Origin of the sequence: Acinetobacter sp. AS23 (assembly GCF_023612055.1) — a bacterium.
In the GTDB taxonomy this organism is placed as follows: domain Bacteria; phylum Pseudomonadota; class Gammaproteobacteria; order Pseudomonadales; family Moraxellaceae; genus Acinetobacter; species Acinetobacter oleivorans.
The window spans coordinates 3,994,091-4,008,539 of record NZ_CP082274.1 but is presented as its reverse complement, the minus strand read 5'-3'; the positions used below and the strand labels follow the sequence as shown (position 1 = coordinate 4,008,539).

The following is a 14,449-nucleotide window of genomic DNA, read 5'->3' as shown; positions in this document are numbered from 1 at the left end:
TTAATGACATTTGCTTGAAATCAGATTAGCGTAATTTGGGTTTTACCTTTGTATCTTGATTACATGAGTTGTATGCGAATATAGTCAAATAACAACAGAATTCTGTAGAAAATATGAAGGATAAGAGGAATTCATGGAGATAGGCATGACAGCATTTAATCAAAAAATTCAAACATTGCTAGATAAGGGCCAAGGGCCTGCTGCTCGAGCTCTTGATAAGTTACCTCGATTAGCTCAAGAATCACTTACTAAAATTCTTGGATATTCGTACCAATATCCAGATCTCGACTCATTTACTAAATGTATGATGGCTGTACAAATTAAACAGGGTCGTATCGGTTTCATTGGTTCAGACCCAATTGAATCTAGAAGGCAGTTCGATACGCAAATGCTGGCTATACGCCACAAGTCAACAGAGATTGACTTAGTAGAAGATATCCGTTTACCACTCCAAAGTGGAACCGTTTTTGCGAGACACTATCATCCAGCACCGAATAAAAAACTACCTCTTATTGTTTTCTATCATGGAGGAGGATTTGTTGTTGGTGGTTTAGATACTCATGATGAGGTTTGTCGTATATTGGCAAAATATGCAAAAGTACAAGTCCTCAGTATCGACTACCCTCTAGCACCTGAGGTTTCTCCTCAGCATTTAATCCAATCTTGTGAAGATGCTTTAGCTTGGGTATATCAAAATCGTAGACAGTTAAAAATATTAAAAGGTCGAATTGCGGTAGCGGGGGATAGTGCTGGTGGAAACATTAGTACAGTCGTGGCTCAAAGATCAGTAAATAAACCTTATGCTCCTCAGGCCCAACTTCTTATTTACCCTGCCGTCGATTTCAAGAGTCGACATCCTTCCTTCTATGCATATAACGAAGGATTGGTTTTGACGGATAATGATATCAATAATGTCACTCAATATTATGCAACCGAGCATAACGTAGAACTAGATGATCCAATTATTTCTCCAACCTACGGCAATTTGAAGAAGAATCCTCCGGCTTTTGTGATTACTGCTGGGCATGATGTATTACATGATGAAGGAAAAATCTATAGCTATAAGCTACGCCAAAATGGTGTCAAAATGCATTATGAAGAATATTCAGATCAAACTCATGGTTTTATAAATTTGACGCCTATTTCCAAAAAAGCCAAACGGTACACCATTGAGTTCAGTAAAAACTTTAGAAAATTTTGGGATAAAAATAGCTAAATAAAAGTTTGGTCCATGTTTCACGTGGAACATGGACACATCCAAAATATTAGACCTTAAATAAAAGATAATAAATACTCACTAGAATTCTTTTATATAGACGATTAAATTTAACCTCTATTAAGTTTTGCATTTTACTGTAGGAAGATATGAAAAAATTATTAATGCTATGTTGCTTAGGACTAAGCAGTCATTCAGTTTGGGCTGACACTTTAGTTGAAATGCAAACAAATTTAGGCAACATAGAAATACAACTTTATGACGAGAAAGCCCCAATCAGCGTAAAGAATTTTAAAACCTATATAAAGTCGAACTTTTATAAAGATACGATCTTCCATCGCGTAATTCCTGGTTTCATGGTGCAGGGCGGTGGACTTACTGCAAATATGCAGGAAAAGACAACCCGAGCACCAATCAAAAACGAAGCTGGAAATGGAATTGCTAACACCCGCGGAACTTTAGCAATGGCTCGTACTGCAAATCCAGACTCTGCTACTAGTCAATTCTTTATTAATGTCGCAGATAACAGTTTTCTAAATCGCTCGGCTGGTAACCCAGGTTATGCAGTTTTCGGAAAAGTAATTAAAGGAATGGATGTGGTTGACCGTATTGTAAAGGTACCTACAACCAATGATGGCATGCATCAGAACGTTCCTAAACAACCTATTAAGATACTAGAAGTGAAAATCAAAAAAGAATGAAAATAAATGATTTAATATTTATTGTTAATTATTAATAAGTTAGTTAATAATTTTGGCTTTTTAGATTTTTGGTTGGGTAAAAAAGAGTCGGTCAAACACATATATTTAGAAAAGTGCTTGCGTACCAGTTTTTTTTCCCTATAATGCACTCATCCCGACGCGATACATGAGAATATCTTAGCTTACAGGGTTAAGATGAAAGCTTAGTATTGTGTTGAATTCTGTCTCTGACGAAGAGCAGAAAAATCATTAAGAGAATTGAAGAACAACTTGTGTGGATTTTTACTGATTGATTGATCGAAATATTATCATTGATTGATTGGTTTAAATTACTCGAAGTTTATTTGAGCGAAATTTAAGTCAGAAAATTGATGAGCCAGAATTGGCACCTTGTCTTTAATAAGGTGCAAAATGATTTTTAACTGAAGAGTTTGATCATGGCTCAGATTGAACGCTGGCGGCAGGCTTAACACATGCAAGTCGAGCGGGGTGATGGTGCTTGCACTATCACTTAGCGGCGGACGGGTGAGTAATGCTTAGGAATCTGCCTATTAGTGGGGGACAACATTTCGAAAGGAATGCTAATACCGCATACGTCCTACGGGAGAAAGCAGGGGATCTTCGGACCTTGCGCTAATAGATGAGCCTAAGTCGGATTAGCTAGTTGGTGGGGTAAAGGCCTACCAAGGCGACGATCTGTAGCGGGTCTGAGAGGATGATCCGCCACACTGGGACTGAGACACGGCCCAGACTCCTACGGGAGGCAGCAGTGGGGAATATTGGACAATGGGCGGAAGCCTGATCCAGCCATGCCGCGTGTGTGAAGAAGGCCTTATGGTTGTAAAGCACTTTAAGCGAGGAGGAGGCTACTCTAGTTAATACCTAGGGATAGTGGACGTTACTCGCAGAATAAGCACCGGCTAACTCTGTGCCAGCAGCCGCGGTAATACAGAGGGTGCAAGCGTTAATCGGATTTACTGGGCGTAAAGCGCGCGTAGGCGGCTAATTAAGTCAAATGTGAAATCCCCGAGCTTAACTTGGGAATTGCATTCGATACTGGTTAGCTAGAGTGTGGGAGAGGATGGTAGAATTCCAGGTGTAGCGGTGAAATGCGTAGAGATCTGGAGGAATACCGATGGCGAAGGCAGCCATCTGGCCTAACACTGACGCTGAGGTGCGAAAGCATGGGGAGCAAACAGGATTAGATACCCTGGTAGTCCATGCCGTAAACGATGTCTACTAGCCGTTGGGGCCTTTGAGGCTTTAGTGGCGCAGCTAACGCGATAAGTAGACCGCCTGGGGAGTACGGTCGCAAGACTAAAACTCAAATGAATTGACGGGGGCCCGCACAAGCGGTGGAGCATGTGGTTTAATTCGATGCAACGCGAAGAACCTTACCTGGCCTTGACATAGTAAGAACTTTCCAGAGATGGATTGGTGCCTTCGGGAACTTACATACAGGTGCTGCATGGCTGTCGTCAGCTCGTGTCGTGAGATGTTGGGTTAAGTCCCGCAACGAGCGCAACCCTTTTCCTTATTTGCCAGCGAGTAATGTCGGGAACTTTAAGGATACTGCCAGTGACAAACTGGAGGAAGGCGGGGACGACGTCAAGTCATCATGGCCCTTACGGCCAGGGCTACACACGTGCTACAATGGTCGGTACAAAGGGTTGCTACCTAGCGATAGGATGCTAATCTCAAAAAGCCGATCGTAGTCCGGATTGGAGTCTGCAACTCGACTCCATGAAGTCGGAATCGCTAGTAATCGCGGATCAGAATGCCGCGGTGAATACGTTCCCGGGCCTTGTACACACCGCCCGTCACACCATGGGAGTTTGTTGCACCAGAAGTAGCTAGCCTAACTGCAAAGAGGGCGGTTACCACGGTGTGGCCGATGACTGGGGTGAAGTCGTAACAAGGTAGCCGTAGGGGAACCTGCGGCTGGATCACCTCCTTAACGAAAGATTGACGATTGGTAAGAATCCACAACAAGTTGTTCTTCATAGATGTATCTGAGGGTCTGTAGCTCAGTTGGTTAGAGCACACGCTTGATAAGCGTGGGGTCACAAGTTCAAGTCTTGTCAGACCCACCATGACTTTGACTGGTTGAAGTTATAGATAAAAGATACATGACTGATGATGTAAGCTGGGGACTTAGCTTAGTTGGTAGAGCGCCTGCTTTGCACGCAGGAGGTCAGGAGTTCGACTCTCCTAGTCTCCACCAGAACTTAAGAGAAGTTCGGATTACAGAAATTAGTAAATAGAGATTTAGATCTTGGTTTATTAACTTCTGTGATTTAAGTATCACGGTATTAAGCATGACCTGACGAAGGCGTGTTTATTCATTAACAGATTGGCAAAATTGAGTCTGAAATAAATTGTTCACTCAAGAGTTTAGATTAAGCAATTAATCTAGATGAATTGAGAACTAGCAAATTAACTGAATCAAGCGTTTTGGTATATGAATTTAGATTGAAGCTGTACAGTGTTTAAGTACACGGACAACAGATAGTAGCGATGAAGAATCGCACGGACAACACTCACTTGTAAGTGTTGACGACTGTTTGGGGTTGTATAGTCAAGTAATTAAGTGCATGTGGTGGATGCCTTGGCAGTCAGAGGCGATGAAAGACGTAATAGCCTGCGATAAGCTCCGGGGAGGCGGCAAATATCCTTTGATCCGGAGATTTCTGAATGGGGGAACCCACCTACTTTAAGGTAGGTATTGCAACATGAATACATAGTGTTGCAAGGCGAACGAGGGGAAGTGAAACATCTCAGTACCCTTAGGAAAAGAAATCAATTGAGATTCCCTTAGTAGCGGCGAGCGAACGGGGATCAGCCCATTAAGTTATGTGTGTTTTAGTGGAACGCTCTGGGAAGTGCGAACGTAGAGGGTGATATTCCCGTACACGAAAGGGCACACATAATGATGACGAGTAGGGCGAGGCACGTGAAACCTTGTCTGAATATGGGGGGACCATCCTCCAAGGCTAAATACTCCTGACTGACCGATAGTGAACCAGTACCGTGAGGGAAAGGCGAAAAGAACCCCTGTGAGGGGAGTGAAATAGATCCTGAAACCGCATGCATACAAGCAGTGGGAGCCGACTTGTTCGGTGACTGCGTACCTTTTGTATAATGGGTCAGCGACTTATATTCAGTAGCGAGGTTAACCGTATAGGGGAGCCGTAGAGAAATCGAGTCTTAATAGGGCGTTTAGTTGCTGGGTATAGACCCGAAACCAGGCGATCTATCCATGAGCAGGTTGAAGGTTGGGTAACACTAACTGGAGGACCGAACCCACTGTCGTTGAAAAGCCAGGGGATGACTTGTGGATAGGGGTGAAAGGCTAATCAAGCCTGGTGATAGCTGGTTCTCCCCGAAAGCTATTTAGGTAGCGCCTCGGACGAATACCATAGGGGGTAGAGCACTGTTTCGGCTAGGGGGTCATCCCGACTTACCAAACCGATGCAAACTCCGAATACCTATGAGTACTATCCGGGAGACAGACTGCGGGTGCTAACGTCCGTAGTCAAGAGGAAAACAATCCAGACCGCCAGCTAAGGCCCCAAAATCATAGTTAAGTGGGAAACGATGTGGGAAGGCATAGACAGCTAGGAGGTTGGCTTAGAAGCAGCCACCCTTTAAAGAAAGCGTAATAGCTCACTAGTCGAGTCGGCCTGCGCGGAAGATGTAACGGGGCTAAAACTATGTGCCGAAGCTGCGGATTTGACTTTTAGTCAAGTGGTAGGGGAGCGTTCTGTAAGCCGATGAAGGTGTATTGAGAAGTATGCTGGAGGTATCAGAAGTGCGAATGCTGACGTGAGTAACGACAAAACGGGTGAAAAACCCGTTCGCCGAAAGACCAAGGGTTCCAGTCCAACGTTAATCGGGGCTGGGTGAGTCGACCCCTAAGGCGAGGCCGAAAGGCGTAGTCGATGGGAAATTGGTTAATATTCCAATACTTCTGTGTAATGCGATGAGAGGACGGAGAAGGTTAAGTCAGCCTGGCGTTGGTTGTCCAGGTGGAAGGAAGTAGGCATGCATCTTAGGCAAATCCGGGGTGCTCTATGCTGAGATCTGATAGCAAGCTGTACTTGTACAGCGAAGTGGCTGATACCATGCTTCCAGGAAAAGTCTCTAAGCTTCAGTTACACAGGAATCGTACCCGAAACCGACACAGGTGGTCAGGTCGAGTAGACCAAGGCGCTTGAGAGAACTCTGCTGAAGGAACTAGGCAAAATGGTACCGTAACTTCGGGAGAAGGTACGCTGCTGACGGTGATGACCCTTGCGGTCTGAGCTATTGGCAGCCACAGAAACCAGGCCGCTGCAACTGTTTATTAAAAACATAGCACTCTGCAAACACGAAAGTGGACGTATAGGGTGTGATGCCTGCCCGGTGCTGGAAGGTTAATTGATGGGGTTAGCGTAAGCGAAGCTCTTGATCGAAGCCCCAGTAAACGGCGGCCGTAACTATAACGGTCCTAAGGTAGCGAAATTCCTTGTCGGGTAAGTTCCGACCTGCACGAATGGCATAATGATGGCGGCGCTGTCTCCAGCAGAGGCTCAGTGAAATCGAAATCGCTGTGAAGATGCAGTGTACCCGCGGCTAGACGGAAAGACCCCGTGAACCTTTACTGCAGCTTGACATTGAACTTTGACCTTACTTGTGTAGGATAGGTGGGAGGCTTTGAAGTTGGAACGCTAGTTCCAATGGAGCCGTCCTTGAAATACCACCCTGGTAATGTTGAGGTTCTAACTCTGCCCCGTAATCCGGGGCGAGGACCATGTCTGGTGGGTAGTTTGACTGGGGCGGTCTCCTCCTAAAGAGTAACGGAGGAGTACGAAGGTGCGCTCAGCGTGGTCGGAAATCACGCGTAGAGTATAAAGGCAAAAGCGCGCTTAACTGCGAGACCCACAAGTCGAGCAGGTACGAAAGTAGGTCTTAGTGATCCGGTGGTTCTGTATGGAAGGGCCATCGCTCAACGGATAAAAGGTACTCTGGGGATAACAGGCTGATACCGCCCAAGAGTTCATATCGACGGCGGTGTTTGGCACCTCGATGTCGGCTCATCTCATCCTGGGGCTGAAGCAGGTCCCAAGGGTATGGCTGTTCGCCATTTAAAGAGGTACGCGAGCTGGGTTTAGAACGTCGTGAGACAGTTCGGTCCCTATCTACCGTGGGCGCTGGAAATTTGAGAGGATCTGCTCCTAGTACGAGAGGACCAGAGTGGACGAACCTCTGGTGTACCGGTTGTGACGCCAGTCGCATCGCCGGGTAGCTATGTTCGGAAGGGATAACCGCTGAAAGCATCTAAGCGGGAAGCCTACCTCAAGATAAGATTTCCCTAGGACTTTATGTCCTCTAAAGAGCCGTTCGAGACTAGGACGTTGATAGGTTGGATGTGGAAGCATAGTGATATGTGAAGCTGACCAATACTAATTGCTCGTGAGGCTTGACTATACAACACCCAAGCAGTTGTATATAAAGCATCAATCGATTCATTAATATGCAAAGCAACTTGATTTAGTTATACGCTTAGCTAAAATGAACAAATAAAGTAAGATTCAATCAGCCCATCTGCAAAGATTTGGAAAACGCATCGGCACATTAAGACCAATGCAAGTATCCATACCAGTTGTGCTGGCGACCATAGCAAGAGTGAACCACCTGATCCCTTCCCGAACTCAGAAGTGAAACCTCTTAGCGCTGATGGTAGTGTGGGGTTTCCCATGTGAGAGTAAGTCATCGCCAGCTCATTATTCTAACACCCCGGTCTCGAAAGAAACCGGGGTGTTTCTTTATATGCGTGATAATTAGACTTATTGTATTATTTTAATTTTATATAGATTTAAAAATGAAAGATTTACAAAAAATTTATGCAGATAAGGTGAATGAGGCATTATTCCGATTAAATAAATGTGAAGTTCTTATAAACTCTTACTTTGAAATCAGAGATGTATTAGATTTAGAATCTTCAATATTACATATGCGTAAAGCTTTAGAAATATTGGCTTTGGCTTCCATAGCGCCAAATAAAATTAAATATCAAGAATATCGTGCTCAAGCCAATAAAAATCCTGACTATACAAAAGATTATAAAGCTAGTTCAATTTTAAAAGCATTAAGTGAGATAAATTCTGATTTTTATCCAATACCTTTATTACCTGCTAAAAAATTACCAGATGGAAGTTGGCATTTTGATAGAAAAAGAGAGAATTTTTTTGATATGAATCAATTTATTAAGTTATATGATCGATTAGGTAAATATTTACATGCTGATAATCCTTGGGCAAATAATAAAGAATGGGAAAACTTTGCTTCAGTAGTGAAGAAAAGTATAAGCTCTATTCGTGAACTTCTTAAGTTGTATTTTACTGTTATACGTACACCAGAGTTTACAGGTGTATGGGTTTTAGAAACTCGTGATAATATTGTGCAATTTCTTATTGGTGAATCTAAAGGAGAATTTCTCGTTGAAGACTATTAACTCAAAAAAAATTTTAAAGAGAAAACTATGAAATTCAACTCATTCTCTCAATTACCTGAAGATAATGAAGAACTTTCTCTTCCAGAGTTGATCTATTGGGCATCTTTAGGTGATCTAGAACAAGTAAAACAATTATTAATAGATGGAGAAGATCCTAATCAGACAGACGATGAAGGCTATAGTGCTTTGCAAGCAGCTGCTGAAAATGATCATTTAGAGATAGTTAAACTCTTGGTAGGAAAAGGTGCTCAAGTCGCTTATAAAAGCGAATATACAGCGCTACAGCTTGCAGAAATGGCTGGTAATATAGACGTAGTAAATTATTTAAAAAGCTTATAAAAATAAAAGGCCCCTATTTTGTTTATAGAGGCCTTTTTAAATTTAAGATAAGTGATATTTCTGTAGTTTCTCAACAATAGATTGAAGCCCTTTTACTTCAAACTCATTAGCTTCGAATTTTTCATCTTTATTGCGTTTAAATATATCTCGTATCTCTATTACAGCATTGGGATCAATGATACTTAAACTTGAGGTGACTTGACGTATTTGGCTAATAGATCGAGAACCATTCGTTGAACCATAACCAATAAATGCAGCTGGTTTACCACTCCATTCTTTTCCTACATAGTCCAGAGCATTTTTTAGAGCTGGACTGTAACCATGGTTGTATTCTGGGCTAATAAAGATAAAAGCATCTGCTTGAGCAATTTTGTCTGCCCATTCTTGTTGTTTAGGTTGATCATAAATTCCGGTAGCGGGTGGATGAGATCCTGAAAATAGAGGTAAATCCCATTCTTTTAAATCGACTACTTCAGTTTGGAAATCGTTTAGACTCAATGTTGGAATTGTTGATTCTACCCAATTGGCAATTTTAATTGCTGTACGTCCTTCACGAACACTTCCCACGACAATATAGACCAGCATGTATTTTTCCCAAGGATTTTTATACTTATAACTTAATTCATTAAATGGGTAGCTGAGAATATAGAATTTGTAAGGATTCTTATGTTATGAAAAAAATTGGATAATAAAAAAGCCCTCATTGAGAGGGCTTTTTTATTTACATGAGTTTAATGCCTTGTTGGCCTTCAGGAGTAACCTTGAATATTTCTACTTCAAAGGTAATGTTTTTTCCAGCTAACGGGTGATTAAAATCAATTTCTGTAATGTCATCATTAACTGACTTCACTACACCGAATAAAGTTGTTTTTGCTTTATCTTCGAACTCAATCATATGACCAGGAATAGGGCGTTGTTCAAACTTAACTGTATCGAAAGTTTGAATATTTTCCGGATTCCATGGACCAAATGCATCTTCTGGTGGAAGATGTACTGTACGGCGGTCACCAGCACGTAAACCAAATAATGCTTTTTCAAAGCCAGGTAAAAGATTTCCGTCACCAATAGTCAAGGTAACAGGTTCTTCACGGTTACGTGTATTATCGATTTCTACACCATTTTCAATAGCGACAGAAAAGTGTAGATCGACTTTAGAGCCGTCTGTAATACGAATTTCTTCGTTAGGTTGGATAATTTCGGTCATATTATGCATCCGAATTTTGGTTGCGTTGCTTCTCAAGGAAGAATGTATCGATGAGTAGCAAGATGGTGCCTAAGGTAATGGCACTGTCCGCAATATTAAAAGCTGGAAAGTGATGATTTTGGTAATAAACATGAATGAAATCGACTACATAACCTAGGGTAATACGGTCAATTAAATTGCCTAAAGCTCCACCTAAAATTAAAGCGATGGCTACAGGTAGCACCACCATTTTTTTAGGCATACGAAGCAACCAAAATACAAAAAGGATTGAAACTAAGCCTGCTAAAGATGTGAAGAAATAGCGTTGCCATCCTCCTGCATCCGATAAAAAGCTAAAGGCTGCACCATAGTTATGTAAAAGTGTCCAGTTTAAAAATGGAAGTACAGGCACTGGATCTGCGTAGTTCAGATGTGTACTTGCAATCCATTTTGTCCATTGATCCAAAACAATGGCAAGGACAGAAAGTCCAAGCCAAATGAGATTGTGTGGATAAAACTGGAATAAGCCTTTTTTAGCTTGTGAATTAGGCATATTTTCTCACTTCGCCACGACCAGTGACGTTCACAATACAACGACCACATAAACCAGGATGATCAGCATGTGTATTTACATCTGGAAGGACGTGCCAGCAACGTGCACATTTTTCACCTTCAGCTGCAGATATTTGTACACGTAAGCCTTCCATTTCAGTTGCTTCACCTTGTTCAGCAAATGGATGTACTACTACTTGAGAAGTAATAAGAACAAAACGGAGTTCATCAGCCAGTTGGTTTAAAACTGTTTGTAATGATTCATTTGCCCAAAGTTCAACTTTGGCTGAAAGATTACTGCCGACAAGTTTAGCGTTACGTGCTGCTTCAATCTGTTTATTTACTGCAGATTTTACGCTAATCAATGTTTGCCAATCTTCTTCAGAAAGCAAGTTTGCTTTTGATGAAACAGGCAAGTCATACCATTCTGAAGTAAATACATACTTTTCAGTTTGTTCTGGAATCAGTGGCCAAGCTTCTTGAGCGGTAAAGCTTAAGATTGGGCTCATCCAGCGAACAAATGCTTGTACGATATGGTAAAGCGCTGTTTGTGCAGAACGACGTGCTTGTGAGTCAGCCTTAGTGGTGTATTGACGGTCTTTGATGATGTCTAGGTAGAAACCACCTAAGTCATTAATACAGAAGCTTGTTAACGCACTACACACCACATGGAAGTTCATTTCTTCATATGCAGTGATAATAGTTTGTTGTACTTCATTTGCACGTTGCAAGATGTATTGATCAAGAGCGATAAGATCATCTACTGCTAAAGCATCTGTACTTGGTTTGAAACCATTTAAGTTTGCAAGTAAGAAGCGTAGCGTATTACGAATACGACGGTAGCTATCACTTACACGGCTAAAGATTTCTTTAGACGCTGCAATTTCATAGCGATAGTCGCTAGAAGCTACATATAGACGTAAACCATCAGCACCAAGCTGTTTGATGATTTCTTCAAGTGGAATGTAGTTGCCTAAAGATTTTGACAACTTACGACCGTTTTCATCCACTGTAAAACCATGTGTTAACAAGGCTTTATATGGTGCGCGATTGTGAATTGCCATAGACGTTAATAAAGAAGACTGGAACCAGCCACGGTGTTGGTCTGAACCTTCTAAATATAAGTCAGCAGGGCTTTCTAATTCTTCACGTTGCTCAAGTACAGCATAATGCGTTGTACCAGAGTCGAACCATACATCGAGTGTATCGCGGACGGCGTTGTACTGTTCAGCATCTTCACCTATGAAGTCTTTTGCTTCACGTTTGAACCATGCTTCGATGCCTTCTTGTTCGATCAGTTGAGCAACTTCTTCGATGAGTTCAGGTGTACGAGGATGTAATTCGTTCGTATCTTTATGAACGAAGAAAGGAATTGGAACACCCCAAGTACGTTGACGTGAGATACACCAATCCGGACGACCTTCAATCATTGATTCAATACGGTTTTTACCCCAGTTCGGTACAAACTCGATATCGTTTTCAATCGCGTTAAGCGCGCCTTCACGTAAGCCTTTTTGATCCATGCTAATGAACCATTGTGGTGTAGCACGGAAAATAATAGGAGTCTTATGACGCCAGCAGTGTGGGTAACTGTGTTTAATTGGTTGATGAGCCCATAAACGGCCTACAGCACCCAAAGCTTCAATAATCTTTGGATTGGCTTTATAGATGTGTTCACCAGCATAGATTGGAGCAGTTGGTAAATAAACACCGTTACCACCGACTGGATTATCTACTTTAAGGTTGTATTGAAGACCTACTTTATAGTCGTCTGCACCATGGCCAGGCGCTGTATGTACTGCACCTGTACCGCTTGTTGCAATAACGTGTTCACCCAAAATCACTGGAACTTGACGATCGGTAAGTAAAGGGTGTTGTAAAGTAAGGTTTTCAAGAGCTGAACCTGTAAAGTCAGCTAAAACAACAGGATTTTCAAGCTTGTAACGCTCAATTGCTGAAGCAACTAAGTCTTTAGCAAGAATGAAGTTTTGCTTACCGCGCTCAGTAGTCACTTGTACCAATTGATATTCAATTTCGGCATGCAATGCAACAGCTTGGTTAGCTGGTAATGTCCACGGCGTAGTCGTCCAGATCACGATATCAGTTGGATCTTGAACTTCTACGTTTAAACGGGCACTTAAATCTTTAAGATCTACAACACCAAAACCAACATCAATTGCGTCAGATTTTTTATCTTCATATTCAACTTCAGCTTCGGCAAGTGCTGAACCACAGTCCATACACCAGTTCACTGGCTTTAAGCCCGGCTGGATATGGCCATTTTTCTGGATTAAGCCTAAAGTACGAACAATATCGGCTTCTTGTTTATAGTTCATGGTGAGATAAGGATTATCCCAATCACCTAAAATACCAAGACGTTTAAAGTCAGTACGCTGTAAATCAATTTGTTTTAGAGCATATTCACGGCAAAGCTTACGGAAAGTCGCTGCGTCAACTTTTTCGCCAACTTTACCCACTTTTTCTTCAACTTTTAGCTCGATTGGCAAGCCATGACAGTCCCAACCGGGAACATAAGGTGCATCGAAACCTGCCAAAGTACGGCTTTTTACAATCACGTCTTTGAGTACTTTATTAACTGCGTGACCTAAGTGAATTGTACCGTTCGCATATGGAGGGCCATCGTGCAAAATATATTTTTTCTTGCCAATACGCGATGCACGAATCTGCTGATAAATGTTGTCGGTATACCACTCTTCTAACCATTTCACTTCACGTACTGCCAAATTTGCTTTCATTGCAAATTGAGTATCTGGCAGGTTTAGCGTGGCTTTGTAGTCCACTGCATTCTCAGGAGTTTGCTTATCGCTCATGCAAGTTTTCATCCAGTTTAATCAGCTTGGGAGCCGACATGTTTTACAATCAAAATTCGAATTAAAAAGGAAATTGTGTCGTGTCGTTACGGTATTGTCGTAACTGCTGCACGTCATTATCAATTCCTGCCTTAAGTGCCTCAAGCGAAGGGTAGTTCAATTCACCATGAAGATAGTGAAGGAAAGTCACCCGCATAAATAAGCCATACAGATTAGCAGAAACATCAGGGAAATGTACTTCTAATCTCCACTCTGGATGTTCTTGCTGAATGGCTGGACGTGTACCGACATGTCCTGCGCCATATAGGCTGTTTTCATGATATCCGGCAATTCCCGGTTTTTCGGGTGTATCTTGACGCACTTTTTGAGTAAGTGAGGTTGTTTCACAAATGACTTCAACGCCATAAATACCATTTAAACACGGCTTGTGGCGGTTGAGCCGAACGTTAATCGTTGGAAAATCCAGAGTTCGGCCAATTTGGTCGCCATATTGAACACGTCCGGTAATACTGTAAGGACGACCTAATAATTTAGCAGCTAAGGCAAGATTTCCTACCTGAAGCACTTGGCGGATACGAGTTGAACTTACGCGTTCACCTTCAAGCTCAATCGTATGTAAATTTGTGACCCCAAATCCGTATTCTTTTAAAAATTCGCTGTTTCCTTGACGGTCCTTACCGAAATGAAAGTCATCTCCTAAAACCAAAGACTGCGCGTTTAATTTATCTTTTAATAAGTCTGCAAAGGCAGACGCGCTCATACTACGGAAATGCTGATCAAATTTAGCAACTGCAATGTAATCAACCCCAAGCTCAGCTAGGTATTCAACTTTTTCTCGTAGTGAATTAATACGAGGAGGGGCATCGTAGCCTTTAAAGAATTCAAGAGGCTGTGGCTCAAAAATCATAACCAATGTTTTTAAGCCTTGTGCTGCAGCAATTTTTTTGAGTTGAGCAATCATCGCTTGATGACCTAAATGGACACCATCAAAATTACCAATAGTTACCGCTGTTTGAGGTAACTGAAAATTGGGCGATAACGCATTAAGACGAAGCAGTTTCATGAACTTAAAATATGGCTATTTTTGCAAGGGCTATATATTGCCATAATCTCACAGATTCGTCTTGTTGT

The 14,449-nt window shown here is 42.1% G+C and carries 9 protein-coding genes, 2 tRNA genes and 3 rRNA genes; 9 read left to right on the top strand and 5 right to left on the bottom strand.

Annotated elements, in window-relative coordinates; translation table 11 throughout:
- Window positions 1-145: 145 nt before the first annotated feature.
- The 9 genes from K6I41_RS19010 (at window position 146) to K6I41_RS18970 (ending at window position 8,752) form a co-directional block, all read left to right on the top strand.
- Complete coding sequence (locus tag K6I41_RS19010) at window positions 146-1,216, top strand: alpha/beta hydrolase (RefSeq protein WP_198308456.1); 1,071 nt, start codon at window positions 146-148, stop codon at window positions 1,214-1,216.
- A gap of 149 nt (window positions 1,217-1,365) precedes the next feature.
- Complete coding sequence (locus K6I41_RS19005) at window positions 1,366-1,917, top strand: peptidylprolyl isomerase (RefSeq protein WP_216070975.1); 552 nt, start codon at window positions 1,366-1,368, stop codon at window positions 1,915-1,917.
- A 419-nt stretch (window positions 1,918-2,336) separates the two neighbouring features.
- Window positions 2,337-3,874, top strand: a 16S ribosomal RNA gene (locus K6I41_RS19000).
- Window positions 3,875-3,933: 59 nt separating this feature from the next.
- Window positions 3,934-4,010 (top strand) — tRNA-Ile (locus K6I41_RS18995).
- Between the two features lie 55 nt (window positions 4,011-4,065).
- Window positions 4,066-4,141 (top strand) — tRNA-Ala (locus K6I41_RS18990).
- Between the two features lie 352 nt (window positions 4,142-4,493).
- Window positions 4,494-7,386, top strand: a 23S ribosomal RNA gene (locus tag K6I41_RS18985).
- 179 nt (window positions 7,387-7,565) lie between these two features.
- Window positions 7,566-7,680: ribosomal RNA gene (gene rrf / locus K6I41_RS18980) — 5S ribosomal RNA — on the top strand.
- The 16S, 23S and 5S rRNA genes sit together here with 2 tRNA genes alongside, the layout of an rRNA operon.
- Before the next feature lie 100 nt (window positions 7,681-7,780).
- Window positions 7,781-8,413, top strand: a complete 633-nt coding sequence (locus tag K6I41_RS18975; protein ID WP_005308880.1) for a hypothetical protein — start codon at window positions 7,781-7,783, stop codon at window positions 8,411-8,413.
- Between the two features lie 27 nt (window positions 8,414-8,440).
- Window positions 8,441-8,752: an ankyrin repeat domain-containing protein gene (locus tag K6I41_RS18970; protein ID WP_005308883.1), complete on the top strand. Its 312-nt coding sequence runs from the start codon at window positions 8,441-8,443 to the stop codon at window positions 8,750-8,752.
- Between the two features lie 42 nt (window positions 8,753-8,794).
- On the opposite strand, the gene K6I41_RS18965 is transcribed toward K6I41_RS18970, so the two are convergent.
- The 5 genes from K6I41_RS18965 to ribF form a co-directional block, all read right to left on the bottom strand.
- Window positions 8,795-9,337 carry an NADPH-dependent FMN reductase gene (locus tag K6I41_RS18965; RefSeq protein WP_005308885.1) on the bottom strand — a complete coding sequence of 181 codons (543 nt, stop codon included), beginning with the start codon at window positions 9,335-9,337 and terminating at the stop codon, window positions 8,795-8,797.
- Between the two features lie 136 nt (window positions 9,338-9,473).
- Window positions 9,474-9,956 carry an FKBP-type peptidyl-prolyl cis-trans isomerase gene (locus K6I41_RS18960; RefSeq protein ID WP_004640310.1) on the bottom strand — a complete coding sequence of 161 codons (483 nt, stop codon included), beginning with the start codon at window positions 9,954-9,956 and terminating at the stop codon, window positions 9,474-9,476.
- Window position 9,957: 1 nt separating this feature from the next.
- On the bottom strand, window positions 9,958-10,488 hold the full coding sequence (gene lspA / locus K6I41_RS18955) for a signal peptidase II (RefSeq protein WP_003655819.1): 531 nt from the start codon (window positions 10,486-10,488) through the stop codon (window positions 9,958-9,960).
- Window positions 10,481-13,318 (bottom strand): isoleucine--tRNA ligase, encoded by a 2,838-nt coding sequence (gene ileS, locus K6I41_RS18950; RefSeq protein ID WP_013199288.1) that lies wholly within the window; start codon window positions 13,316-13,318, stop codon window positions 10,481-10,483. Before ileS ends, lspA begins: the two co-directional genes overlap by 8 nt.
- A 61-nt stretch (window positions 13,319-13,379) precedes the next feature.
- Window positions 13,380-14,381 (bottom strand): bifunctional riboflavin kinase/FAD synthetase, encoded by a 1,002-nt coding sequence (ribF, locus tag K6I41_RS18945; RefSeq protein ID WP_049838336.1) that lies wholly within the window; start codon window positions 14,379-14,381, stop codon window positions 13,380-13,382.
- Window positions 14,382-14,449: the final 68 nt, after the last annotated feature.

What these genes read in the sequence shown, in the direction of transcription:
- K6I41_RS19010 (WP_198308456.1), top strand. Translation starts at nt 146, where the DNA reads ATGACAGCATTTAATCAAAAAATTCAAACATTGCTAGATAAGGGCCAA.
- K6I41_RS19005 (WP_216070975.1), top strand. Translation starts at nt 1,366, where the DNA reads ATGAAAAAATTATTAATGCTATGTTGCTTAGGACTAAGCAGTCATTCA.
- K6I41_RS18975 (WP_005308880.1), top strand. Translation starts at nt 7,781, where the DNA reads ATGAAAGATTTACAAAAAATTTATGCAGATAAGGTGAATGAGGCATTA.
- K6I41_RS18970 (WP_005308883.1), top strand. Translation starts at nt 8,441, where the DNA reads ATGAAATTCAACTCATTCTCTCAATTACCTGAAGATAATGAAGAACTT.
- K6I41_RS18965 (WP_005308885.1), bottom strand. Translation starts at nt 9,337, where the DNA reads ATGCTGGTCTATATTGTCGTGGGAAGTGTTCGTGAAGGACGTACAGCA.
- K6I41_RS18960 (WP_004640310.1), bottom strand. Translation starts at nt 9,956, where the DNA reads ATGACCGAAATTATCCAACCTAACGAAGAAATTCGTATTACAGACGGC.
- lspA (WP_003655819.1), bottom strand. Translation starts at nt 10,488, where the DNA reads ATGCCTAATTCACAAGCTAAAAAAGGCTTATTCCAGTTTTATCCACAC.
- ileS (WP_013199288.1), bottom strand. Translation starts at nt 13,318, where the DNA reads ATGAGCGATAAGCAAACTCCTGAGAATGCAGTGGACTACAAAGCCACG.
- ribF (WP_049838336.1), bottom strand. Translation starts at nt 14,381, where the DNA reads ATGAAACTGCTTCGTCTTAATGCGTTATCGCCCAATTTTCAGTTACCT.